Genomic DNA, 24,409 nt, shown 5'->3' with positions numbered 1-24,409 from the left:
GCCGTGCCCCGTCTGTCTGAAGTCATCGCCGCGCTGGAGAACCTGTGGCCCGCCGAACGGGCCGAGTCCTGGGACGCAGTCGGCACGGTGGTGGGCGACCCCGACCAGGAGGTCACCCGGGTCCTGTTCGCCGTCGACCCCGTACAGGAGATCGTCGACGAGGCCGTGCGACTCGGCGCCGACCTGCTCGTCACCCACCACCCGCTCTACCTGCGCGGGACGACCACCGTCGCGGCCACCCACTTCAAGGGCCGGGTCGTGCACACGCTCATCAAGAACGACATCGCGCTGCACGTCGCCCACACCAACGCCGACACCGCCGACCCGGGTGTCTCCGACGCCCTCGCCGGCGCCCTCGACCTGCGCGTCGTACGACCCCTCGTGCCGGACCCCACCGACCCGCAGGGGTGCCGGGGCCTGGGCCGCGTGTGCGAACTCGACCACCCGCTCACCGTCCGCGAACTGGCCGCCCGCGCCGCCGAGCGGCTGCCCGCCACCGCGCAGGGCGTCCGGGTGGCCGGCGACCCCGACGCCGTCGTCCGCACGGTCGCCGTCAGCGGCGGCTCCGGCGACAGCCTCTTCGACCAGGTCCGCGCGGCCGGCGTCGACGCCTTCCTCACCGCCGACCTGCGCCACCACCCGGCGTCCGAGGCGGTGGCCCACGGCCCCCTCGCGCTGCTCGACGCGGCGCACTGGGCCACCGAGTGGCCCTGGTGCGAGCTGGCCGCGAGCCAGCTCGACGAGATCTCCGACCGCCACGGCTGGGACCTGCGCGTCCACGTCTCCAAGACGGTCACCGACCCCTGGACCGCCCACGCGGCGTCCACCACCCCCGCTAGCCCCACAGGAGCCCCCAACTGAACGCCGCGCCCGCCGACCAGATCCGCCTCCTCGACGTCCAGGCACTCGACGTCCGCCTGCAGCAGCTCGCGCACCGGCGGCGGTCCCTGCCCGAGCACGCCGAGATCGAGTCGCTGACGAAGGACCTCACGCAGCTGCGCGACCTGCTCGTGGCCGCGCAGACCGAGGAGAGCGACTGCGCCCGCGAGCAGACCAAGGCCGAGCAGGACGTCGACCAGGTGCGCCAGCGCGCCGCCCGCGACCAGCAGCGCCTGGACTCCGGCGCGGTCACCTCGCCGAAGGACCTGTCCAACCTCCAGCACGAGATCGCCTCCCTCGCCAAGCGGCAGGGCGACCTGGAGGACGTCGTCCTGGAGGTCATGGAGCGCCGCGAGGCCGCACAGGAGCGGGTGAACGAGCTGACCGAGCGCGTCGCCTCCGTGCAGTCGAAGATCGACGACGCGACCGGCCGGCGGGACGCGGCGTTCGAGGAGATCGACGGCGAGGTGGCCACGGTGACCAAGGAGCGCGAGGTCGTCGCCGGGTCCGTCCCCGCCGCCCTGCTGAGCCTGTACGACAAGCTGCGCGCGCAGCAGGGCGGCATCGGCGCGGCCAAGCTGTACGCCCGCACCTGCCAGGGCTGCCGGCAGGAGCTGGCCATCACCGAGCTGAACGAGATCCGCGCGGCGGCGCCGGACACGGTGGTCCGCTGCGAGAACTGCCGCCGCATCCTGGTGCGTACGGCGGAGTCGGGTCTGTAGGCAAGGAGCGGGGCCGGTGCGGGAGTTCATCGTCGAGGCGGACGGCGGGTCACGAGGCAACCCCGGGCCCGCGGGCTACGGGGCCGTGGTCCGCGACGCGGCGACCGGACAGACCCTGGCGGAGGCGGCCGAGTACCTGGGCGTCGCCACGAACAACGTCGCCGAGTACCGCGGCCTCCTGGCCGGCCTGCGCGCCGCCCACGCCCTCGACCCCACCGCGCGGGTGCACGTCCGCATGGACTCCAAGCTCGTCGTCGAGCAGATGTCGGGCCGCTGGAAGATCAAGCACCCCGACATGAAGCCCCTGGCCATGGAGGCCCGGGCGGTCTTCGCGCCGGACCGGGTCACGTACGAGTGGATCCCGCGCGAGCGGAACAAGCACGCGGACCGCCTGGCGAACGAGGCGATGGACGCGGGGGCGAAGGGCCGGCCGTGGTCCCCGTCCGACTCCCGGGCGGCCCTGGACACCCCACCCGCCGTCCCCGAACCGCCGGCCCCGCCCGGAGACGCGGCAGCGGGCGCGGCGAAGGCCCGCGCGGCGCTGACGGAGGGCCGGGCGGCGCGGACGGAGGGCCGGGCGGAGGGTGCGGGGGAGGCCGACGTGACGCTGACGGAGGGCCGGGCGGCCGGCCGGGCGGAGGACGCGGGGGAGGCCGGCGTGGCACGGGCGGAGGGCACGGGGACGGCCCGCGCGGCGCGGACGGAGGGCCGGGCGGAGGGTGCGGGGGAGCCCGACGTGACGCCGACGGAGGGCGCGGGGAAGACTGGCGCGGCGCTGACGGAGGGCGCGGGGAAGGCCGGCGCGGCGCTGACGGAGGGCCGGGCGGACGGCCGGGACTCCGGTCGGACCGGCGGTCGGGTGGGGCCGGTGGCGGCTCCGGCCGAGGACGATGTCGAGGCGACGGCGACGGCGGCTGCTGCGGTACGCGGGAGCGAGACCGCCGCGGCGACGCCCCCTGGCGAGCGAGCGCAGCCCAGCACCCCCGGCTGGAGTGCCGCCCCCGACCTGGGCGCACCCGCCACCCTCGTGCTCCTGCGGCACGGCGAGACCCCGCTGACGCCCCAGAAGCGTTTCTCCGGCAGCGGCGGCACCGACCCCTCCCTGTCCGCCGCCGGCCGGGAGCAGGCGCACCGGGCCGCGGCGGCACTCGCCCGGCGCGGCACGGTCCAGGCCGTCGTCGCCTCGCCCCTCGCCCGTACCCGGGAGACCGCCGGCATCGTCGCCGCCCGGCTGAACCTGGACGTCACGATCGAGGACGGCCTGCGCGAGACGGACTTCGGCGCGTGGGAGGGCCTGACCTTCGGCGAGGTCCGTGAACGCTACCGGGACGACCTGAACGCATGGCTCGGCGACCCGGAGGCGCACCCCACCGGTGGCGGCGAGAGCTTCGCCGAGACGGCCACCCGGATCGCCGCCACCCGGGACAAGCTGGTCGCGGCCCACGCGGGCCGTACGGTCCTGCTGGTCACGCACGTCACTCCGATCAAGACCCTGGTCCGGCTCGCCCTCGGCGCCCCGCCCGAGTCGTTGTTCCGGATGGAGCTGTCGGCGGCCTCGCTGTCGGCGGTGGCGTACTACGCGGACGGCAACGCGAGCGTACGGCTGTTCAACGACACCTCTCACCTGCGTCCCTGAGCCCGGCCGCGGCCCGCGCCAGCCCCTCGATCCGGGCCCAGTCCCCGGCGGCCACCGCCTCCGCCGGGATCATCCAACTGCCGCCCACGCAGCCGACGTTGGGCAGACCGAGATACTCCGGCGCGCTCCGCGGCCCGATCCCGCCGGTGGGACAGAACCGGGCCTGCGGCAACGGCCCCGCGAGCGAGCGCAGATACGCCGTACCGCCCGCCGCCTGCGCCGGGAAGAACTTCATCTCCCGCACCCCGCGCTCCAGCAGCGCGACCACCTCCGAGGCGGTCGACACCCCGGGCAGGAACGGCACCCCGGACCCGCGCATCGCCGCCAGCAGCGCCTCCGTCCAGCCGGGACTGACCAGGAACCGCGCCCCGGCCGCCGTACACGCCTCCACCTGCTCCGGCGTGAGCACCGTGCCCGCCCCGACCACGGCGTCCGGGACCTGCTCGGCGATCGCCCGGATCGCCTCCACCGCCGCCGGGGTCCGCAGGGTCACCTCGATCGCGGGCAGCCCGCCCGCCACCAGCGCCCGCGCGAGCGGTACGGCGTCGGCGGCGTCGGCGAGCACCACGACGGGCAGGACGGGGGCGAGATCCAGCACGGAGGCAGCCGGGGAGGAGGGCAGCGGCGAGGTCATGCGGTCATCGTGCCCAGCACGTGCAGGACCCGCAACGACCGTTGCGTATGCTGCAACGACAGCTCAGCGGCTGCTCCAGTGAACGCTCGTCCGGCTGCTCAGTGGATCTGCTCCACCAGCACGTCCAGTGCCCACGCCCTGCCCGCCTTCCCGGGCGCCTCCGCCTCCACGGCGTACCCCAGGTCCCGCAGCGCCGCGACCAGCTCGGCCGGGTTCTCGGGCACGGCTCCGGCGGTCAGCAGGCTGCGCACGATCCGGCCCTTCGTCGCCTTGTTGAAGTGGCTGACGACCTTCCGGGTCGGCGCGTGCAGCACCCGTACCGTCGCCGTCCGCCCGGCCACCTCGCCCTTCGGCCGCCAGGCCGCCGCGTACGCCGAGGACCGCAGGTCCAGCACCAGTCCCGCCCCGGCCGCCTCCGGCAGCACCCCGGCCATCGGCGCCCGCCAGTGCCCGGCCAGCGCGCCGAGCCCCGGCAGCTTCACGCCCATCGAGCAGCGGTAGGAGGGGATCCGGTCCGTCACCCGCACGGCGCCCCACAGCCCGGAGAACACCAGCAGCGAGTCCGCCGCGCGCCGACGGGCCGCCGCGTCCAGCGTGGCCAGCCCCAGGGCGTCGTAGAGCACACCGGTGTAGATCTCCCCGGCGGGGCGGGCACCGGCCGTACGCAGCCCGGCGTTCTTCGCCACCTCGCCGCGCAGCCCCTCGCTCAGCCCGAGCACCTCCCGGGCCTTCTCCTCGTCACCGGAGCACAGCTCCACCAGCTCCCCGAGCACCGCCTCCCGGGCGACGGCCAGCCCCGGCAGGGACAGCGACCCGAGCTCCAGCGGGGCGCCCCCGCCCGAATGCGCCTTGCCTTCCGAGGGCGGCAGCAGGACCAGCACACGTACTCCTCACGTAGACCTCCGCGCCAGCGTACGACGGCCCGGGAAGGGGGCCGTACGGTGTCGCACCCCGGCGGCGGGCGTCCGCCGGTCCGCGGCGCGGCTGCCGCCGGGTACCATGGTCGACACGGCAGACGAGCCGGGCGGACGGCCGCGTGGAGTCCCCCTAGGGGGCTTCCCGAGGAACGTCCGGGCTCCACAGGGCAGGGTGGTGGCTAACGGCCACCCGGGGTGACCCGCGGGACAGTGCCACAGAAAGCAGACCGCCCGGGGCTTCGGCCCCTGGTAAGGGTGAAACGGTGGTGTAAGAGACCACCAGTGCCCAGGGTGACCTGGGCAGCTAGGTAAACCCCACCCGGAGCAAGGTCAAGAGGGGACACCCCGGTGTCCCTGCGCGGACGATCGAGGGCTGCCCGCCCGAGTCCGCGGGTAGACCGCACGAGGCCGGCGGCAACGCCGGCCCTAGATGGATGGCCGTCGCCCCGGCGCCCGCGAGGACACCGGGGAACAGAACCCGGCGTACAGCCCGACTCGTCTGCCCCTGCGGCCCTGACCAGGGGAAACTACCTGGCCAGGGCCGAGTGCATGCTGTGGGAGTCCCGCCCGTATCTGCGGTTGCCCGGGAGTTCCCGCGTGGTTGCACGTGATGTGAACGCTGGCCGGGAACGGGATCGCGCGGCTACTTCCGCAGCCATGAAAGCAGCCATGCCTCGGGGGTCAGAGCTGGGCGACACGCATTGTCATGTGATGGGTGCGCCGTCGCGGAGGTACCGCGGCCGTCCCGCGTCCAGTGCCTTCAGAGCGTGCTCGAACCGGCGCCGGGTGCGGTCCCTGAGGCGACCGGCGGCTTCGGCGGCCGTGACGAAGGCGGCTTCGGACAGCTCGTCGTCTCGTGGCCGTAGCCGGTCCGCCTGGTCCTCGTCCAGGGTGCCGCCGTCGAAGACGAACGCGAGCTGGTCGTCCCAGGGGCCGTGCGGGGCCACCCAGTCCACCACCAGCAGCCCGAGCAGCGTGAGGCGTATGCCGAGTTCCTCCATCAGCTCACGGCGTGCCGTGTCCTCCGGCGGCTCGTTGGCCTCCGCCATTCCGCCGGGCAGATCCCATCCCGGTTTGTAGGTGGGGTTCACCAGGAGCACACGGCCGTACGGGTCCCGCAGCAGCACGTCGGCCGCCACCCGCTTGCGGGCCTGCTTGGCGTTCCCCTCCGCGAGGTACGCATTCCACGCGTCGGTGTCGGCGGGATCGGGTGCTGTGGGCTTCATGTGGTGGTGCCTCCCGGAGACGGCGGGATCAGATCGGCCAGCAGGAGCATTCTGGCGCGGCGTGCATCATCGAACCGCGCCAGGTACTCCCGGACCGGCCGGTACCCCCGGTGTGGCTCCAGCAGCCGGCGGAGACCGTCAAGCTGCTGCACCACCCGGACCGAACCGAGAGTCGGACTCGTGCTCAGTAAGTCGTGACCGACGCTCACCGCAGCGTCCAGGTCACCCCGGCGCACGTGGATGTCCACCAGACTGATCCGGCTGAGAGCCAGGGACCGCGCCCGTCCCGCCTCGCGCAGCGCAACAGCCTGTCTGGCGTGAGACAGCGCCTCGTCGTACTGCTCCAGGTCACGCAGGACCAAAGCTGACTCGCTGGCCAGCGCGGCAGCGTCGAACGGGCTCAGCCACGGGTGGTCAGCAGCAGGCGATGCCTCCAGGTCGCGGTGAGCGGCCTCCAGCGCCTGGGCGGCTGGGGTGCGTTGCGCCGCGACCGCCAGCGCACGCGCCTGCATGGTGTGCAACCGCGCCGTCAGCGCGGGAATCCGACGTCCCCGCGCGGCCATTTCGAGCCCGGTCCGCGCCCAGCCGACAGCCCCGGCCGCATCCCCGGTCTCAAGGGCAAGGTGGCTGCTGCTCGCAGCGACGTGCGCGGCCAGCGGGAGGTCACCAGAGGTGCGGGCCAGAGGGAGAGCGCGGGCGAAGTGCCGGGCCGCGCGGTCATCATGACCGGAGTCGTGAGCCATCCAGCCCGCCATCTCGGTCAGCGCTGCTGCGGCGGCGAACACCTGTGGACCGCTGCCGATGTCGACAAGCCGGGGAGCCACCCGGTCCGACAGGTGCCGGATGACAGCCCCGTACAACCTGCTGCCGCCGGTCTGCCGGTCAGCGCTGCGGAAGTGATCCATCGCCACCAGGTCGTCACCGTCCGGCGGCGGCCGGTCCGTCCGCTCGTGCTCGGCGGTCGCCGGCGCGGGCTCCCACGAGCGTCGAGCCAGCCCCAGCAGATGGCCGGGAATATGGAAGGCGTCGGCGATCTGCTCGAACAGGGTCAGCTTCTCCACCCGGCTCTTGCCGTTCATGTAGTCGTACAGGCGTCCCTGCGTGATGTCGACGGCGGCAGCAATGCGCCGCGTACTGACACCGCGCGCATTGAGCATCCGGAACACGGCGCCCATGTCCCGCTCGGTGCACGCATGAAGCAGGCGTTCATCCCCAAGCAGACCGGCGACGACCTCACGCGGGTCCGGTGACAGACGGTCCACCTGCAACTCCTCCGGGTAGCGAATGGAGTCGATGCTAAGGCCAACGCCGCTGATGTGACTCCGCGTTGGAGTCACCACCTTGGAGTCTCCCCATCCCCTTCTCCACGCGTTGACTGACTATCAGCCGCCGGGACGCGCACCCGTGAACGCACCTCGGCGCCACCCCGCCCGCAGGCTTCTCCCCCGAGGCCCGCGGGCGGGGGCCTCCCTCCCAACCGCCCCGACCAAGGCGTGACGATGACCACGACCAACGAGCAAGTGAGTCCAGGGCAATACCCGCACCAGAGCGCCACCCTCGCGAGCGAGGCCGCCAGTGTTCCGGTGGCGCGTCGGATAGTCCGCGAGGCATGCGCGGAGTGGGGCATGGACCAGGACGTCGCAGAGACCGGCATGCTCCTGATCTCCGAAATCGTCACCAACGCAGTCCGCCACGGTCACTCTCACAGCGTCCGGGTGATCGCCGAGCAGCCGCGCCCTGACCGGTTCCGCGTCGCCGTGGTCGACAAGTCCCGCAGCATGCCCGGGCTGCGCATCGTGGGACCAGACGCCATCGGCGGTCGTGGCCTCCTCCTGGTCGACGCCCTCTCCGACCGCTGGGGAACCGATCTCCTTCCCTGGGGTAAACGCGTCTGGGCTGAGATTGCGATCAAGGTTGGCGACCAATGACCGGCCGCCACCGCATGCTGCGAGCCGACGGGGCAAACACCGGCACCGGACTCCTTGGAGCCGTCGCTGTCGGGCTCGGGCTGGTGGTGTCCCTGGTCTGTGATGAACTCCGCACGGGGTCTGCCCCGACTGCGTCCCCCGTTCCCGACAAGGAGCCGCATGTAGCGGCTCTCGCCACACCGGACCGCCCCCAGCCGTCCCTGCCGGTGCGCGCAGCGCCATAGCCCCTTTCCCTGTCCCTGTCCCGGACCAGACGACTGGCCACTACGCCCCCGGCCACCGGGACGCACCACCCCCCGGCGCGCATCCGTCCGCCGACCGTCGGCAGCGCGCGTGACGGTCCCTCACGCCCGAGGGGGGAGACCGCAACGGCCGCCCGCCCGATCCCCTGGAGCGGATGGCCCAACTATCCCTGGCCGGGGCGCAACGCTTGTTCACACCAGCTGCCCCGGCCGAGCCCCTCTCGCCGTCCGCAGGCCCTACGCGGCGGCCGCCGCTGTCGGATCACCGGGGAAACGAGGAGACTCCTGACCGTGGACCCGGACGGCACCCAACGGGTGTGGCTCGGAGCACCCGACGGCCGCTCCTGGAACCTTCCGGTGTGACCTGCCCGCCGTCCCGGCACGCTGTCCCTGGAGGACTGCCCGCGTCTGCACCACGGGAAGGCGTGAGGTTCCTCGGAGTGGCCCTTCACCGTTACGGGACGTCCGCGGATGCCGTGTGCGGGGGCGGCGTCCGGGTGAGGTTCTCCTCGAGGCGGCTGAGCGCGCGCAGGACGATGTCGCGTTCCTCCGGGGCGAATCCGGCGGTGGTGTGCTCTTCGAGTTCGGCCCAGATGCCCTCCACCGCGGTGCGCAGGGCGTGACCGGCCGGAGTGACCTCGATGAGGAAGGCCCGCTTGTCGGTGGGGGAGGGGCGGCGGCGTACGAAGCCCGCGTGTTCCAGGCGCCGGATGGTACGCGTCATGGTGGCGGCATCGGAGTCCAGCAGGCGCACCAGATCGGTCTGGCGCTGGGGTCCCTCTCCCCACAGGTGCATCATCACCAGTTCCTGGCCGGGGTGCAGTCCGACGCTGCGCAGGAGCTGGCCGGCGAGCATGCGATGCAGGCGCGCGACTCGGAAGATCGCATGACTGATCTGCCCGGTGCGGGCGGCGGACGGCAGGGGAACCGACGCGGCGCCGCGCGTCTCCTCCTTCGCTCGGGCGTCTTCTCCCGGCGGTGTCCTTCTCGCCACGTGCGACCTCCCTGCAGTCATCGACGTCATTAACTGTCCGAACAGTTTCAGTCTAGTCCCTGCGGTGGCCAAGGGGGTCGAAGGTGTCGACTGCCCGGCCTGCGTTGAGGACGCCCCGTGGCGAGCGTCACTCTTCCCAAGGGATGCGGCACGGGCATTTACTTGTTCGGACAGGTAATTGTCATCGCTTGAGCGGCATGGGGCTGCCCCTGTGGCTTCGGGTGGCCCAGGCCGCCGGTCCAGCCGCCTCTCACCGAAGGATTTTGATCATGACTGCTGCTTTCGACTCGTTCCTGCTGGGGGGCAGGCGCCTGGCCAACCGGATCGTGATGGCCCCCATGACCCGCAGCCGCGCCTACGGTGCCGGTGCCGTCCCCACCACCCTGATGGCCGAGTACTACGCCCAGCGGGCCAGTGCCGGACTGATCATCACCGAGGGAGTCCAGCCGTCGGTGGTCGGTCAGGGCTACCCGGACACCCCGGGCCTCCACTCGCCCGAGCAGATCGCCGGGTGGCGGGAGGTGACCGACGCGGTTCACCGCCAAGGCGGCGTGATCTTCGCGCAGCTGATGCACACCGGGCGCGTCGGACACCCCAGCCTGCTGCCCGAGAGCATGGTCCCGGTCGCCCCGTCCCCGGTCGCCGCCAAGGGCCAGGTCTTCACCCACCAGGGGCCGCAGGACATGGTGACCCCCAAGGAGCTGACGGAGTCGGAGATCCTGCAGACCGTCGACGACTTCGCCGCCGCCGCACGCAACGCGATCACCGCCGGATTCGACGGCGTGGAGATCCACGGCGCGAACGGTTACCTCGTCCACCAGTTCCTCGCCCCCAACGCCAACCGACGCACCGACGGCTGGGGAGGCACCGTCGAGGGCCGGATCCGCTTCGCCACCGAGGTGACGCGGGCGGTGGCGGACGCGATCGGTGCCCACCGCACCGGCCTCCGCCTGTCCCCGGGCAACCCCTACAACGACATGGCCGAGCAGGACCTGGACGCCACCTACGGCGCGCTGGTGGACAAGCTCGCCCCCCTGGGCCTGGCCTACCTGCACCTGATGGAGGGCCCGGACCGTGACCTCACCCATCGCCTGCGCAAGGCGTGGCCGACCACGTTCCTCCTCAACCCCTTCACCCACCCCCACCCCACCGGGCCTGACGCGCTCGCGCTCATCGAAGACGGCACCGCGGACCTGATCAGCTTCGGCATGTTGTTCCTGGCCAACCCCGACCTGCCACGCCGCCTGCGGTCGGGCGGCCCCTACAACAGCCCCGACCAGGCCACCTTCTACGGCGGTGACGACCGCGGCTACACCGACTACCCCGCCCTGCCCGCCTGACCGCAGGCACCCGCCCCGGATCCGATGCGGCGCACCCCGCACGCGGCCGGGGTGCGTGGCCCGGGCGGCGGAGGGATGGTGAAGGCATGGTCGGCTTCAGCGCGCAGGAGCGCGGATACCTCACCGGACAACGCCTGGGCCGCCTGGCCACGGTCGATCCCTCCGGGCAGCCCCAGGTCAACCCTGTGGGCTTCTTCCTCCAGGACGACTCCACCATCCTGATCGGCGGCCGGAACATGGGGGAGACGAAGAAGTGGCGCAACCTGCGCGCCAACCCGAGGGCGGCACTCGTCGTCGACGACATCGTCAGTCTGGATCCGTGGCGGGTGCGGGGCGTCGAGATACGGGGCGTCGCCGAACTGGTCACCGACGACACCGCGCTCGGGCCGGGCTACAGCCCCGAGGTCATCCGCCTGCGCCCGCACACCATTCATCGATGGGGCCTTGACTGACAGGGGCGCACCGAGACGCCCTCCCCGTGCCCGTCGGCTTCCACCGCCTGTCCAACCGGAGGGCGGCCGTGCCTCAGGTGACGAGGTGGGCCGTCATCTCCTCGTGGGTGGGTGGGGCCGGCAGGGCGCGCGTGTGCTCAGGGCGGAGTCCGTCGAGGAAGACACCGAGGTGCCGGGTGGCGAGCGTGGCCGCCTGGCCGGGCGGGAGGTGGGGCAGGGGGCGGCAGATCAGCGCGGCGGTGGCGATCAGGTCGACCGCCGTGATGTCACCTCGGATGACCTTGTTCCCTCGCCCCTCGGCCAGGATGTCCTCGAGGCAGGCGGCGATCTGCTGTTGCAGTTCACGGGCGCGCGGATCATCCGTCATGGGGCCGCCGATCAGCGGAAGGGACAACAGGTCCCGGTTGTCGACCATGGCCTGCAGGAAGGTCTCCACGGCCGCGAGCGGATCGCTCTGCGCCGTCCTGGCCGCTGCGCGGGCGGTGTCGAGGACGAGGCCGAAGCCGTCCAGGACGACCTGGCCGACCAGGGCATCGCGGTCGGGGAAGCGCCGGTACAGCGTGGCGATGTTCACGCCTGCCCGGCGGGCGATCTCGTCCAGGGGCACAGCGGTCCCCGACTCGCGGAAGGCCGCGCGGGCCGCGGCCAGGATCTGGGCGCGGTTGCGTGCGGCATCGGCCCGCAGCCGCGGGGCGGGCCGTCCGCTCGGGGTACTGCCAGTCACCGTGTCCACCTCTGCTGTTCCTTCCGCTGTGTGTCGAGGGTACGGCCCCTCGATTAAGTGAAGGATTTCCTGCGTTTAAGTGGTAGCGTCGTCTGTGTCGGCATACGGCGCACGGTCACGCCGTCCGGGACCCCCCGGCCGGTGACCGGATACGAAAAGGACAGCTCTCATGGCAGCAGTGGACAGCAGGCGCTTCACGGGCAAGGTCGCGGTGGTGACGGGCGGCAGCCGGGGTATCGGAGCGGCGGTCGCCGCTCGTCTGGCGGCGGAAGGGGCGGCCGTCGCCATCGGCTACCGCGGCAACCAGCAGGCCGCCGACCACCTCGTCCAGTCGCTGGTGGCCGACGGCGGCAAGGCCATCGCCCTGCGCGCGGACGTGGCCGACCCCGACCAGACCTGGTCCCTGATCGACCGGGCGGTCGCCGCCTTCGGTCAGCTCGACGTCCTGGCCTCCTGCGCCGGCGTCGAGCACTTCGACGCGCTGGAGAACATCACCCCCGCCGACTTCGACCGCGTCTTCACCGTCAACACCCGCGGTCAGCTCTTCGCGGCCCAGCACGCCGCCGCCCACATGGGGGCGGGCGGCCGTATCGTCCTCACCTCCTCGGTCAGCGCCTCCCGCGCCGTCTTCCACCACACCCTGTACGCCGCGTCCAAGGCCGCCGTGGAATCGATGGTCCTCAACCTCTCCGCCGAACTCGGCCGGCGCGGCATCACCATCAACGCCGTCGCCCCTGGCGGCACGGCCACCGACATGGCCGCAGAGCACGGATCCAGCTACCAGCACCCCCAACTGCGCGGCACGCAGCCGATGGAGCAGTGGCTGGCGGTCCACGGAGCGCTCGGACGCCTGGCCGAGCCGGAGGAGATCGCCGCGGGCTACGCCTTCCTCGCCAGCGACGACGCCGCCTACATCACCGGCCGCACCCTGCCCGCGGACGGCGGCTTCTTCTGAGAAGCCGGACGGCAGCGTGGCGATGTTCACTCTCGCTCGCGAGAGGTTGCCCGTTATGTACAGCAATGATTTCTGGATCTTCATTTTTTTCTTACGTAGCATTCGCCCGTTGACCATTCCCTCAGTGATCTCTCACCTATCTCTCACTGATCTCTCATCAAGGGGCTTGAATGCGGGGGCGCGTGCTGACGCGAAGACACAGCCGAGTGATGGCCTTGGCGCTGACGCTGGTGACGGCCGTGGGGGCCGCGCCGGCGGCCTCGGCGGCCGGCGGCCCCGGAGCGGCCTCGCTCCGGACGGACGCGGCCACCGGGACCGGCGGCGATCCGGCGTCACCGGCCACCACGGACGAGGCCTTGGCACAGGCCAAGGCGACGAAGAAGAACGTCGAGGTGGGTTCGCTCCGCTCGGAGAGCGGTGACGTCTACGCCACACCTGACGGGAACCTGGAAGCCCGCGAGTACCTGCGTCCCGTCCGGACCCGGGTCGACGGCACGTGGAAGCCCGTCGACACCGACCTGGCCAGGACGCCGCAGGGGACGGTGGCTCCGGGCGCCACCACGGTCGGGCTGGAGTTCTCCGCCGGCGGGGACGCCCCGCTGGTACGCATGGAGAAGGCGGGCCGCGAACTGAGCCTGTCCTGGCCGGGCAGGCTGCCCGCTCCGGTCCTGGACGGCTCGACGGCCACCTACCAGAACGTGCTCCCGGACGTGGACCTGCGGATGGGTGCCCAGGAAGACGGTTTCACCCAACTGCTCGTCGTCAAGTCCGCCGAGGCCGCGGCCAGTGAGAAGCTGGCCGAACTGCGGCTGAAGCTGTCCGCCGACGGCATGGACGTGCGGGAGAACGCCCAGGGTGGCCTGGAAGCGGTGGACCGGGGTGCCAAGAGCGCGGTGTTCGAGGCACCCCGGCCCGTGATGTGGGACTCCAGCCCCGGCGCCGCGCCCGCCAAGGACACCGCGACGCAGTCCGCCGGCCCCCAGCCGTCGACGCCGAAGTCCGCGTCGCCGAAGTCCGCGTCGCCGAAGTCCGCGTCGCCGAAGTCCGCGTCGCCGAAGTCCGCGACGGTGAAGTCCGCATCGGTGAAGTCCGCGTCCGCGATGCCTGCAACGGCGAAGTCCGCGTCCGCGAAGCCCGCGTCGCCGAGCACCGCTCCGAGCACCGCTCCGCGTGCCGCCGCCCTGGCGGACGAGCCGGCCGCCGGAGCGCAGGACGAGCCCGCGGCGGGGGAGTCGGCGAAGCTCGCTCCGGTCGCCGTGGACGTCCCCGCCGGTGACAAGGAACTGGTGCTGACCCCGGACGCGGACGTGCTGAAGGGCAAGGACACCGTCTACCCGGTCTTCATCGACCCTCAGTGGTACTCGCCGCGCGCCTCGGCGTGGACCATGGTCTCCAAGTACTGGGCCTCCTCACCGCAGTGGAAGTTCAACGGCGAGAACAACGCGGGCCTCGGCTACTGCGGCTGGTACTACTGCAAGCCGTACGACACCAAGCGGCTCTTCTACCGCATCCCGGTGTCGAAGTTCGCCGGCAAGACCATCCTCGAAGCCGAGTTCGTGGTGCGCAACGTCTGGTCGGCCTCCTGCAGCGCACGCAGCGTGGAGCTGTGGCGGACCAAGGACATCTCCTCGTCGACCACCTGGAACTCCCAGACGGCGAGCGGCTTCTGGATCGACAAGCTGAAGACGGACTCCTTCGCGTACGGCTTCGAGGGCTGCTCGGCCAAGGACGCGGAGTTCGACGTCAAGTCGGCGGTGCAGTCGGCCGCCAACGGCAACTCGTCGACGATGACGTTCGGTATGCAGGCCGCCAGTGAGACCGACATCTACGGCTGGAAGCGCTTCTCCGACAAGGCCTACCTGCGGGTGAAGTACAACCGCCCGCCCGCACAGGTCAAGATGTCGCAGCTGACCATGGAGTACGGCGGCACCTGCAAGAAGCCGGCCGACGCCGCACGCGTGCGCACCCTCGGCAAGATCTACGCCAACAACGTCACCGACCCCGACGGCGACAACATCGCCGTCGAGTTCCAGGCGGCCTGGGACACGGGAGACGGCAAGGGCAGCATCGGACGCTGGAAGCCGGCGCGCACCGGCTACAAGAAGTCCGGCTCGGACTTCGCGATCGGCCTGCCCTCCTCCATACCGGAGAACAAGCAGATCAGCTGGTACGTGCGCAGCTACGACGGCGCGCAGTACTCGCCGTGGTCCTCCACCGGTGACCCCACCGCCTGCTACTTCACCTACGACACGAAGGTGCCGAAGGCCCCCTCGATCACCTCCGGCGAGTACCCGGCCTCCGATCCGGAGAACCCGGACGACCCCTGGTACGACGGAGTGGGCGCGTACGGCTCGTTCACCCTCAAGGCCGCCGACACCGACGTGACGAAGTACTGGTTCGGCGTCAACGGTGACCCCACCTCCAAGAACACCATCACCACCGCCGCCGGCGCGGCGAAGGTCGCCCGGATGCTGCCGGCCAAGGCGGGCCTGAACTTCGTCACGGCCCGGGCCTTCGACACGGCGGGCAACGCCGGTGAGATCCGCACCTACCAGTTCCGCGTCAAGGCCGGACAGCCCGAACGCGCCGCCTGGCAGCTCGACGACGCCGCCGGATCCACCGCGGCCGAGGGCGAGGCCCCCGAACGTACCGCCGAGCTGCGCGGCGGCCCCACCCCGCACGTCGAGGGGGCGAAGGGTACCGCCGTGTCCTTCGACGGGGTCGACGACTACGCCGTCACCGACATCCCCACCGTGGACACCTCCGTCGGCTTCTCCGTCTCGGCGTGGGTGAAGCTGTCCACCCTGCCGGACCACGCCGCGGTCATCGCCGCCCAGCCCGGCAACCACTCCCCGGGCTTCGAGCTGTACTACTCCAGCGGCTACAACCGCTGGGCGTTCAACCAGTACACCTCCGACAGCCCCGACGCGGGCATCGTCCGGGCCATGCCCGCCACCGCGGGCGGAGTCCAGGCCGGGCAGTGGACGCACGTGGTGGGCACCTTCAGCTCCACCTACGACCAGCTGAGCCTGTACGTCAACGGCACCCTCGCGGGCACCACGAAGTACGACTCGCCGTGGAACGCGCGACGCGGCCTGCAGATCGGCGCCGGCTCCTACAACGGCGAGCCCGGCTCCTTCTTCCCCGGAGCCATCGACGAGGTGCAGATCTTCGACAAGCCGCTCGCCGGCGGTGAGGTGACCCGCCTCTACGGCAAGGAGTCGCTCATCTCGGGCCGGCCCGCACGAGCCGTGTTCACGATGGACGAAGCCGCCGACGCCACCCACCTCACCGGCGTGCCCGAGGTCCCGGACGCCAGGTTCGCCGGCGGCCTGACCGCGGGCGCCCCCGGCATCGCCGGCAAGGCCCTGACCCTGGACGGAACCGACGACTACGCGAGCACCGGACGGCCGCTGCTGAACAACCAGCGCAGCTTCGCCGTCTCGGCCTGGGCGAAACTGCCCAAGACCAAGCCGGACCACGCCGCGGTCATCGCGACACAAGCCGGTGAGCACAAGCCGGGAATGGAGCTGTACTACTCCAGCGGCTACAACCGCTGGGCGTTCAACCAGTACTCGGCCGACGCCTCGGACGCCACACCGGTCCGCGCACTCCAGGCCGAGGGCCAGACCGCGTACGCCGACACCTGGACCCACCTGGTGGGCGTCCACGACGCCGTCGCCAACAAGCTCATCCTCTACGTCAACGGCGTCGAGGCGGGATCGACGGACCTGCAGGCCGACTGGTACGCGGGCGGCCCGGTGCAGATCGGCGCCGGCAACTACGAGGGCACACCCGGTTCCTTCTTCCCGGGGCAGATCGACGACGTCCGCCTCTTCGACCGGCCGGTCTCGGCCGACGAGGTGCGGCAGTTGTTCCAGCAGCGCCCCCTGCTCACCGCCCGGTGGAAGCTGGACGGCGACTCCGGCTCCGCGTCACCGGACGACACCGGCCGCGCATCCGCCCTCGCCCTGCAGGGCGGCGCACGGATCGGCACCGGTTTCATGGACGGCGGCCTGGAACTCGACGGCACGGCGGGCTACGCCACCGCTCCGGCCGTGCCGGTGGACACCGGCGCCAGCTTCACCGTGACCGCCTGGGCCCAGGCGGCCACGACACCCGCGCAGAACGCCACGGTGATCAGCGCGGAAGGCGCCAGCCAGAGCCCCTTCGCCCTGCGCTTCGTCCCGGACCCGGCACACCCCGACGGGCTGGGAAGCTGGGAGATCGCCCTGCCGAACAAGGACGGCACCGACGCCTCGACCGTGCGCCTGGCCAGCACGGAGTTCAGCAGCGTGACCGACTGGAACCACGTGGCGCTGGTCTACGACGGCTTCTCCAAACAGGCCCGCCTGTACGTCAACGGCATCCTCCAGGAGGTGCCGTGCGACGACGCCGACGGTGACGGCCAGGCGGACGACGCCTCCTGCCAGGACCTGATCGCCTGGGGCGAGAACGTCCTGACCACCAAGGCCGGCAAGTCGCTCCAGGTCGGAAGGACGAAGACCGGCAGCACGGGAGCCGAGTACTTCCCCGGCCTGATCGACGACGTCTGGTTCTTCCAGGGCGCGCTCAACGACAGCCAGGTACAGGAGCTCGCCGGCTCCTGGTTCGACGTACCCACAGAGGTCCCGGCCGGCAGCTGACGCCGCCGCAGGGTGGGGCACGCGCCACGCGTGCCCCACCCGCCGCCGCCCTCCTCCCACCGCCCTTATCGCACGGCGTCACCGGTGCACCGGCACGCGCGCACCGGCACGCCACTCAGCCATGGACGGCATCACGCATGAGACGCACCCCACCACGCCTTTCCTCCAGAGCGCTGTACCGGCCGGTCTCCCTGGCCATGTCCGCACTCATGGTCGGCGGACTGATCCAGGCCGCCGCCTCACCCGCCGCGGCCGCCACCGGCCATCCACTGCCGGGTGTGCCCAGGGCCGACAAGCCCGTGGCCGGCACCGACGGTCTCAAGCCCCGGCCCCGCAAGCTCACCAAGGGCCCGCGGACACCGGCCGAACCGCCCCGGCGCTCCTGGCCGGAGCCCGGTACCGCCACCGTGGAGATACCCGGGCACGGCTCTGGCCGGGCCGGTGACCTCCCGCTGCGCATAGCGCCGCCGAAGACACCGAAGGACGCTGCCCGAGGCACGGTCGAGGCCCGCCTGCACAGCCGCGGCCAGGCCGAACGCGCCGGCGTCGACGGACTGCTGTTCACGCTCGAAGCCAAGGACCTGCCGAAGAAGGCCGCCGTGGCCGGCTCCGCGAAGGCGACGGCCCCGGCCGGCCCGGGCAAGGTCGCCGTCACCGTCGACTACGCGGGTTTCGCCCAGGCATACGGCGGCGGCTACGCGTCCCGGCTGCACCTCGTCGAACTGCCCGCCTGCGCCCTGACCACCCCCGCCAAGGACGCCTGCCGCAAGAGTTCCCCGCTCGCCACGCGCAACGACACCGACCGCCACACCCTGACGGCGAACACGGTGAGCCTGCGCTCCGGCGCGGCGACCGTCCTCGCCGCCGCGGCGGAGACCGGTGGTGAGAAGGGCGACTTCAAGGCCACCTCCCTGTCGTCGTCGGCGACCTGGAGCACCGAACTCAACACCGGTGACTTCACGTGGTCCTACGACATGCCGGTGCCGGACGTCCCCGGCGACCTCGCACCGGAGGTGGGCCTGGACTACTCCTCGGGCTCGATCGACGGCCGCACCGGCACCACCAACAACCAGGGCTCCTGGGTGGGCGACGGCTTCGAGCTCTCACCCGGCTTCATCGAGCGCCGCTACAAGCCGTGCGCCGAGGACGGCGAGAAGAACGCCGACGGCAACAAGCCGGGCGACCTGTGCTGGTCGTACGACAACGCCTACCTGACCTTCAACGGCAAGGGCGGCGAACTGGTCCCCGTCGGCAACGACGAGTTCAGGCTCCAGCAGGACGACGGCACCCGGATCGCCCACCTGACCAGCACCGAGCGCGGCAACGGTGACAACGACGGCGAGTACTGGCGGCTCACCACCCCCGACGGCACCCGCTACTACTTCGGCTACCACCGGCTGCCCGGCTGGACGGACGGCAAGGAGACCACCGACTCGACGTGGACCGTGCCGGTGTTCGGCAACAACACGGGCGAGCCGTGCCACGCCTCGGACTTCGCCGGATCCTGGTGCCAGCAGGCGTGGCGGTGGAACCTCGACTACGTGGTGGACACCCACGGCAACGCCATGGGGTACCACTACGCCAAGGAGACCAACTCCTACGGCCGCAACCTGAAGGCCGACGCCGACACCCCGTACATCCGCGGCGGCTACCTCCAGCGCATCGACTACGGCCTGCGCTCCTCCCGCATGTTCGCCGACAAGCCGCCGGCCCAGGTGGTCTTCGACAGCGCCGAGCGCTGCCTGCCCCAGGACGGTGTCACCTGCGCGGCCGACACCATCGACAGCAAGTCGTTCTACTGGTACGACACGCCGTGGGACCTGAACTGCAAGCCCGGCACCAAGTGCGACAACGGCCGGATGACCCCGTCGTTCTGGACCCGCAAGCGGCTGACCGCGGTCACCACGCAGCTCCTGAAGTCCGACGGCTCCTACGGCAAGGTCGACTCCTGGCAGCTCAGCCACCGCTGGGGTATGGCGGACACCGACTACCAGCTGCTCCTGGACAGCGTGCAGCACTCCGGTCACACCGCCACCCCGTCGATCACCCTGCCGAAGACCACCTTCGCCTACACCCAGCTGGCCAACCGGCTGGACCGGACCGGCGACGGCTACGCCCCGTTCATCAAGGCGCGGCTGTCCACCGTCGCCGACGAGTCCGGCGGCCAGATCGACGTCAACTACTCCGCACCGGCGTGTGACGCCGACGCGCTGCCGACCCCCGAGACCAACACCACCCGCTGCTTCCCGCAGTACATCGGCGGTGACAGCAGCGACGCCCCGGACCGCGAGTGGTTCAACAAGTACGTGGTCACGTCCGTGACGTCCACCGACCGTACCGGCGGCGCCCCGGACCAGGTCACCGCCTACGACTACCTCGACGGCGCCGCCTGGCACTTCGACGAGGACGGTCTGACCAAGGAGAAGTACAGGACGTGGTCCCAGTGGCGCGGCTACGGCCGCGTGCGGGTCCAGAGCGGCGGCCAGGGCGGTGCGGCCGCCATGAAGTCGCAGGAGGAGCACTACTTCCTGCGCGGCATGGACGGCGACCGCAAGACACCGTCGGGCGGCACGAAGTCGGTCACCGTCGCGCTCGGTGCCGGTGAGGGCGACGCGATCACCGACGACGGGGCGACCGCGGGCTTCGAGTACCGCACGGTGACCTTCGACCGGCCCGGCGGCAAGATCCTCCAGAAGACCGTGAACCGGCCCTGGCACCACGAGACGGCCAGGAAGGTCCGCGACTGGGGCACCCTCACCGCCGACTTCACCGGTACCGCCGAGTCCAGGGACTTCACCTCCCTGGATGACGGCGCCGGTGCGAAGTGGCGCACCGTCGCTACCTCCACCAGCTACGACACCGTCGCCGGACGGCCCACCCGGGAGGAGGACCTCGGGGACGTCTCCACGGCGGACGACGACCAGTGCACCCGCACGACCTACGCCACCAACACCGACAAGAACATCCTCCTGCTGCCCGCACGGGTGGAGACCGTCGCCAAGGCATGTGACGCCACGGTCGACCGGACCAAGGACGTCATCGACGACGTCCGCACCGCCTACGACGGCGGCGCCTACGGCGCGGCGCCGACCAAGGGCGACGCGACGGGCACCGCTCCGCTCAAGAGCGACAACGGCACCAAGGCCACCTACCTGGAGGCCGGTGCCACCTACGACGACTACGGACGCGAACTCACCGTCACCGACCTGACGGCCGACGTGACCGTGACCGGCGGCGCCGATCCCGTGCGCACGCCGCGCACCGACGGCCGTACCACCACCACGGCCTACGTCCCGGCCACCGGCCTGCCCACGCAGACCAGGACCACCACACCGCCGGCCGACGCGGGCAACCCCACGAGCGCCCAGACCACCGTCAAGGACCTCGACCCGCTGCGCGGACTGCTGCTCAGGCAGACCGACACCAACAACAACGTCACCAACTACGCCTACGACGCGCTCGGCCGCTCCACCAAGGTGTGGCTCGCCGACCGCGCCACGAGCGGTGTGCCGACGTACGAGTACGCCTACTCGGTCACCGAGGGCAAGCCCGTCACCGTGGCCACCAAGCTGCTCGACAACGACGGCGGCCAGATCACGTCGTACAAGCTGTACGACGGGTTCCTGCGCGAGCGCCAGTCCCAGGCACCCGGCCCCGACGGCGGCCGGATCATCTCCGACATCTTCTACGACGAGCGCGGTCTGACGAGCAAGACCTTCGCCCCGTACTTCGCCACCGGCAGCCCGGTCGCCGACCTGTTCAAGCCGGACGACGCGCTGGGCGTGGAGAGCCAGACCCGCACCTTCTACGACGGTCTGGGCCGCCAGGTCGAGGAGCGGCAGATCGCCGGCAACGGTGACGGCGGCACCGTCCTGTCCACCAAGAAGACGATCTACGGCGGTGACCGCACCACCCTGATCCCGCCGGTGGGCGACACCACCGTCACCTCCCTGGTCGATGCGCGGGGCAACATCACCGAACTGCGCCAGCACCACACCCGCGACCCCGAGTCGGCCTACGACACGACCACCTACGACCACACTCCCTCGGGCGACCTGCTGAAGGTCACCGACCCGGCCGGCAACAGCTGGAGCTACACCTACGACCAGCTCGGCCACCAGACGTCCTTCAGCGACCCCGACCGGGGCCGCACCGACACCCGCTACGACGACCACGGTCAGGTGATCTCCAGCACCGACCAGCGCGGCACCACCCTGTTCAACACGTACGACGGACTGGGCCGCAAGACGGAGCTGCGCGAGGGCTCCGCCACCGGCAAGCTGCGGGTCAAGTGGACGTACGACACCGTCTCCGGAGCCAAGGGCCAGCTCGCCGAGTCGACCCGCTACGTGGACGGCCAGGCCTACACCACCGCGGTGACCGCCTACGACAGGCTGTACCGGCCCACGAAGACGGCGACCGTGATCCCGGCCTCCGAGGGCGCGCTGGCCGGCACCTACCAGTCCGGCACCGCCTACAAGCCCTCCGGCCTGGTCGCCTCGCTCAGCTACTCCGCCGCCGGCTCGCTGCCGGGCGGATCGATCAACTACACCTACGAGGACCGGACCCTTCGGCCGATCTCCGTCTACGGCCAGGGCATGACCTCGACCGCCACCTACAGCCAGACCGGCAAGCCGCTGGTGTACAGCTTCGGTCTGACCGGCGGTGGGAAGAAGACGCAGGTCACCAACACCTACGAGTTCGGCACCCAGCGGTTGGCGACCACACGCGTCGACCGCGAGGGACAGGCGGGAGTCGACCAGAACGTCACCTTCCGCTACGACGAGGCCGGCAACGTCCTCTCCCTGCGGGACGTCTCCCGCACCGGCACCGACAACCAGTGCTTCGCGTACGACTACCTGCGCCGCCTGACGGAGGCGTGGGCCCAGGGCGACCAGACCTGCGCGGACTCCCCGTCCGCGGACAAGCTCGGCGGTCCGGCTCCGTACTGGCAGTCGTACTCCTACGACAAGGCCGGCAACCGGCTGACCGACACCCTGCACGACACCGGAGGCGACGCCGCCAAGGACGTCAAGCACACCTACGAGTACCCCCCGGCGGGCAAGCCGAAGGCCCATCAGCTGTCCGCGCTCACCACGCAGGGGCCCGCGGGGACCAGCCGGACCGACTACGTCTACGACGAGACCGGCAACACCACCGACCGCGGCAGGCAGCACCTGGACTGGGACGCCGAGGGGCTCCTGGCCAAGGTCACCCAGCCCGTCGACGGCAAGCCGGCCAAGGTCACCGAGTACCTGTACGACGCCAACGGCAACCGGCTCATCGACCGCACGGGCGACCGGACCACGCTGCACCTCGGGCACACCGACGTCAGCCTCGACAAGGGGGCGACCAAGGCGAAGGCGACGCGCTACATCGACCTCGGCAGCGGCCACCAGGCCGTCCGTGCCGATGACGGCAGCTTCTCCTTCACCCTCGCCGACCACCACGGCACCGGCCTGCTGGCCGTCGCCGCCACCGACCTGGCCCTCACCCAGCGCCGGGTCACGCCCTTCGGCGAGTCCCGCGGCACGGCACCGGCCGCGTGGCCCGGAACCAAGGGCTTCGTCGGCGGCATCGACGAGACCAAGGACACCGGCCTCACCCACCTGGGCGCCCGTGAGTACGACGCCCAGACCGGCCGGTTCCTCTCCGTCGACCCGGTGATGGACCTGGCCGACCCGCAGCAGATGAACGGCTACACCTACGGCAACAACAACCCGCTGGTGTACGCCGACCCGGACGGGAAGTTCTTCGGCTTCCTGGAAATGTTCAAGCTGTTGCAGAAGACGATCGAGTACTTCCTCAACAAGGTTCCGAACAAGAACCCGGGCTTCATGCAGCGCCGCGCGAAGGCTCCCGCGGTGCACAACAACGACCTGCGCGGGGCGCTCGCGCAGATCTACCCCAAGAAGGAGCACGGTGCGGTCTTCGGCAACGGCAAGCTGTCGACGGCCATCATCCACGAGTTCAACACGGGCAAGCAGCTTCCGGGCAAGAAGCAACTGCACATCCAGAAGGGCTGGTCGACGATGAAGGCCCTCTCCAACGTGCTGGACAAGGACCGCAAGGCCAGGGAGGAGGGCAAGGCTCCCAAGAACCTCCTGTCCGACAGCGACCTGAAGATCGCCAAGGCCGAGGCGGCGGAACTGTGGGACGCGCTCAACTCGCGTGACGTCACCGGCAACATCAAGAAGGTGATGAAGGGCGACGCCGGCATGGAGAAGTCCATCAAGACGAACTTCGAGGCCGTGGCGAAGACACCCGCCGTGAAGGACCTCACGGGCACGGAGTTCAAGCCCACCCAGTACAAGGGCCCCCAGCCGGTCGGCCAGCCCACCCGGCTGCGCGGCTTCTCCAGGACCCTCGGGATCGTCGGCGGCATCGCGATGGCCGCCCAGGCTCCGTCCTACGTCCACCAGTACGGCTGGAAGCAGGGCGCCTGGGAGATGACCAAGGACATCGTGGACCCGTTCGGGTTCCACGAGGCCCTGGAGCCGCCGAAGACGAGCGGAGGCATCTGCCCTCCCGAGAACTGCGCCTGACCGTGAGGCCGGCGAGCTGTGCCGGACAATGAGGACGGGGCCCGTCGTGCACCGCGCACGACGGGCCCCGCGCCCGTGAGCACGACCACCGCACATCTCACAGAGGAAGACATGAGCGACGCCCCCGCCGGGGAGAATCCGGCCCAGGAGATCCCGTTCGAGGAGATCCCCGCGCTGCTGCTGAGCATGGTCCCGGAGTGCGCCGACTCCATCGCCGAGATGTTCCACCAGCCCGCGGAAGCCGCTGTCCTGACCGAGGACGCGGCCGTGATGCTGTACGAGCTGCTCGCCGGATGCTTCACCACACCGGTGCTGATGCCGCAGCTGCGCAGCGACAGCCCGGACACCGGTCTGCTCACCCGCTGCTGGGACTTCGTGGAGCGCATCGTGGACCACCCCTCGCAGCACGTCGGCGGCGCCGTCTACTTCGAGGTGCTGGATCAGCTCCTGATCGACAGCGGCCTGGTGGAGGCCGCCTGGCCCTACATGAAGGAACGGACCCGGGCCCGCACGCTGCTGATGCTCGACGACTTCGACGTCCGCCTGCCCGGGATCAACCGGCGCTAGCC

17 protein-coding genes and 1 other RNA gene are annotated in these 24,409 nt (G+C 71.2%); 11 read left to right on the top strand and 7 right to left on the bottom strand.

Annotation, left to right across the window (positions count from 1 at the left end):
* Positions 1-3 precede the first annotated feature (3 nt).
* From ACZ3ZD_RS05305 to ACZ3ZD_RS05295, 3 genes are read left to right on the top strand one after another with little or no spacing between them, the layout of a single operon-like run.
* Positions 4-861 (top strand): Nif3-like dinuclear metal center hexameric protein, encoded by an 858-nt coding sequence (locus tag ACZ3ZD_RS05305; protein WP_467393744.1) that lies wholly within the window; start codon positions 4-6, stop codon positions 859-861.
* Positions 858-1,601 (top strand): zinc ribbon domain-containing protein, encoded by a 744-nt coding sequence (locus ACZ3ZD_RS05300; RefSeq protein WP_467394540.1) that lies wholly within the window; start codon positions 858-860, stop codon positions 1,599-1,601. Before ACZ3ZD_RS05305 ends, ACZ3ZD_RS05300 begins: the two co-directional genes overlap by 4 nt.
* Positions 1,602-1,617: 16 nt before the next feature.
* Positions 1,618-3,237 carry a histidine phosphatase family protein gene (locus ACZ3ZD_RS05295; RefSeq protein WP_467393742.1) on the top strand — a complete coding sequence of 540 codons (1,620 nt, stop codon included), beginning with the start codon at positions 1,618-1,620 and terminating at the stop codon, positions 3,235-3,237.
* Here the strand turns inward: ACZ3ZD_RS05295 and ACZ3ZD_RS05290 are convergent.
* A complete protein-coding gene (locus ACZ3ZD_RS05290; protein WP_467393740.1) occupies positions 3,209-3,871 on the bottom strand; it encodes a bifunctional 4-hydroxy-2-oxoglutarate aldolase/2-dehydro-3-deoxy-phosphogluconate aldolase in 663 nt (220 codons plus the stop codon). The genes ACZ3ZD_RS05295 and ACZ3ZD_RS05290 overlap by 29 nt on opposite strands.
* Before the next feature lie 98 nt (positions 3,872-3,969).
* Entirely contained in the window at positions 3,970-4,752 is a 783-nt protein-coding gene (yaaA, locus tag ACZ3ZD_RS05285) for a peroxide stress protein YaaA (protein WP_467393738.1), read from the bottom strand.
* A gap of 135 nt (positions 4,753-4,887) precedes the next feature.
* On the opposite strand from yaaA, the gene rnpB reads away from it, so the two are divergent.
* Positions 4,888-5,290, top strand: an RNA gene (gene rnpB / locus ACZ3ZD_RS05280) — RNase P RNA component class A.
* A 202-nt stretch (positions 5,291-5,492) separates the two neighbouring features.
* Here rnpB and ACZ3ZD_RS05275 read toward each other — a convergent pair.
* Complete coding sequence (locus ACZ3ZD_RS05275) at positions 5,493-6,014, bottom strand: NUDIX domain-containing protein (protein ID WP_467393736.1); 522 nt, start codon at positions 6,012-6,014, stop codon at positions 5,493-5,495.
* On the bottom strand, positions 6,011-7,276 hold the full coding sequence (locus ACZ3ZD_RS05270) for an XRE family transcriptional regulator (RefSeq protein WP_467393734.1): 1,266 nt from the start codon (positions 7,274-7,276) through the stop codon (positions 6,011-6,013). The genes ACZ3ZD_RS05275 and ACZ3ZD_RS05270 overlap by 4 nt, the downstream gene beginning before the upstream one ends.
* A gap of 237 nt (positions 7,277-7,513) precedes the next feature.
* Between ACZ3ZD_RS05270 and ACZ3ZD_RS05265 the strand changes: the two genes are divergently transcribed.
* Positions 7,514-7,942 (top strand): ATP-binding protein, encoded by a 429-nt coding sequence (locus ACZ3ZD_RS05265; protein ID WP_467393732.1) that lies wholly within the window; start codon positions 7,514-7,516, stop codon positions 7,940-7,942.
* A 696-nt stretch (positions 7,943-8,638) separates the two neighbouring features.
* On the opposite strand, the gene ACZ3ZD_RS05260 is transcribed toward ACZ3ZD_RS05265, so the two are convergent.
* Positions 8,639-9,178 (bottom strand): MarR family winged helix-turn-helix transcriptional regulator, encoded by a 540-nt coding sequence (locus ACZ3ZD_RS05260; protein ID WP_467393730.1) that lies wholly within the window; start codon positions 9,176-9,178, stop codon positions 8,639-8,641.
* A gap of 269 nt (positions 9,179-9,447) precedes the next feature.
* On the opposite strand from ACZ3ZD_RS05260, the gene ACZ3ZD_RS05255 reads away from it, so the two are divergent.
* Both ACZ3ZD_RS05255 and ACZ3ZD_RS05250 read left to right on the top strand, forming a co-directional pair.
* Complete coding sequence (locus ACZ3ZD_RS05255) at positions 9,448-10,518, top strand: alkene reductase (RefSeq protein ID WP_467393728.1); 1,071 nt, start codon at positions 9,448-9,450, stop codon at positions 10,516-10,518.
* An 86-nt stretch (positions 10,519-10,604) separates the two neighbouring features.
* Entirely contained in the window at positions 10,605-10,970 is a 366-nt protein-coding gene (locus ACZ3ZD_RS05250) for a PPOX class F420-dependent oxidoreductase (RefSeq protein WP_467393726.1), read from the top strand.
* A 73-nt stretch (positions 10,971-11,043) separates the two neighbouring features.
* Here ACZ3ZD_RS05250 and ACZ3ZD_RS05245 read toward each other — a convergent pair whose 3' ends face one another.
* The gene (locus ACZ3ZD_RS05245) at positions 11,044-11,694 is read right to left on the bottom strand and encodes a TetR/AcrR family transcriptional regulator (RefSeq protein WP_467393724.1); all 651 of its coding nucleotides are present in this window, start codon (positions 11,692-11,694) and stop codon (positions 11,044-11,046) included.
* Positions 11,695-11,863: 169 nt separating this feature from the next.
* On the opposite strand from ACZ3ZD_RS05245, the gene ACZ3ZD_RS05240 reads away from it, so the two are divergent.
* A complete protein-coding gene (locus ACZ3ZD_RS05240) occupies positions 11,864-12,649 on the top strand; it encodes an SDR family NAD(P)-dependent oxidoreductase (RefSeq protein WP_467393722.1) in 786 nt (261 codons plus the stop codon).
* Between the two features lie 688 nt (positions 12,650-13,337).
* Here the strand turns inward: ACZ3ZD_RS05240 and ACZ3ZD_RS05235 are convergent.
* Positions 13,338-13,799, bottom strand: a complete 462-nt coding sequence (locus ACZ3ZD_RS05235; protein ID WP_467393720.1) for a pentapeptide repeat-containing protein — start codon at positions 13,797-13,799, stop codon at positions 13,338-13,340.
* Between ACZ3ZD_RS05235 and ACZ3ZD_RS05230 the strand changes: the two genes are divergently transcribed.
* The 3 genes from ACZ3ZD_RS05230 (at position 13,750) to ACZ3ZD_RS05220 (ending at position 24,407) form a co-directional block, all read left to right on the top strand.
* Positions 13,750-17,295: a LamG-like jellyroll fold domain-containing protein gene (locus ACZ3ZD_RS05230; RefSeq protein WP_467393718.1), complete on the top strand. Its 3,546-nt coding sequence runs from the start codon at positions 13,750-13,752 to the stop codon at positions 17,293-17,295. The two genes, ACZ3ZD_RS05235 and ACZ3ZD_RS05230, sit on opposite strands and share 50 nt — an antisense overlap.
* Positions 17,296-17,432: 137 nt before the next feature.
* Positions 17,433-23,840 (top strand): RHS repeat-associated core domain-containing protein, encoded by a 6,408-nt coding sequence (locus tag ACZ3ZD_RS05225; RefSeq protein ID WP_467393716.1) that lies wholly within the window; start codon positions 17,433-17,435, stop codon positions 23,838-23,840.
* A 111-nt stretch (positions 23,841-23,951) separates the two neighbouring features.
* Positions 23,952-24,407 carry a hypothetical protein gene (locus ACZ3ZD_RS05220; protein ID WP_467393714.1) on the top strand — a complete coding sequence of 152 codons (456 nt, stop codon included), beginning with the start codon at positions 23,952-23,954 and terminating at the stop codon, positions 24,405-24,407.
* Positions 24,408-24,409 lie beyond the last annotated feature (2 nt).

It is taken from the genome of Streptomyces sp. NPDC023481, assembly GCF_055560195.1.
Note: the sequence above shows the minus strand (reverse complement) of the source record. Positions and strands in the feature narration are given on the sequence as shown.

Excerpts from the sequence above, each read along its gene's own strand:
- ACZ3ZD_RS05265 (WP_467393732.1), top strand. The coding sequence starts at position 7,514 with ATGACCACGACCAACGAGCAAGTGAGTCCAGGGCAATACCCGCACCAG.
- ACZ3ZD_RS05255 (WP_467393728.1), top strand. The coding sequence starts at position 9,448 with ATGACTGCTGCTTTCGACTCGTTCCTGCTGGGGGGCAGGCGCCTGGCC.
- ACZ3ZD_RS05240 (WP_467393722.1), top strand. The coding sequence starts at position 11,864 with ATGGCAGCAGTGGACAGCAGGCGCTTCACGGGCAAGGTCGCGGTGGTG.
- ACZ3ZD_RS05220 (WP_467393714.1), top strand. The coding sequence starts at position 23,952 with ATGAGCGACGCCCCCGCCGGGGAGAATCCGGCCCAGGAGATCCCGTTC.
- ACZ3ZD_RS05250 (WP_467393726.1), top strand. The coding sequence starts at position 10,605 with ATGGTCGGCTTCAGCGCGCAGGAGCGCGGATACCTCACCGGACAACGC.
- ACZ3ZD_RS05290 (WP_467393740.1), bottom strand. The coding sequence starts at position 3,871 with ATGACCTCGCCGCTGCCCTCCTCCCCGGCTGCCTCCGTGCTGGATCTC.
- ACZ3ZD_RS05275 (WP_467393736.1), bottom strand. The coding sequence starts at position 6,014 with ATGAAGCCCACAGCACCCGATCCCGCCGACACCGACGCGTGGAATGCG.
- ACZ3ZD_RS05225 (WP_467393716.1), top strand. The coding sequence starts at position 17,433 with ATGAGACGCACCCCACCACGCCTTTCCTCCAGAGCGCTGTACCGGCCG.
- ACZ3ZD_RS05230 (WP_467393718.1), top strand. The coding sequence starts at position 13,750 with ATGCCTGCAACGGCGAAGTCCGCGTCCGCGAAGCCCGCGTCGCCGAGC.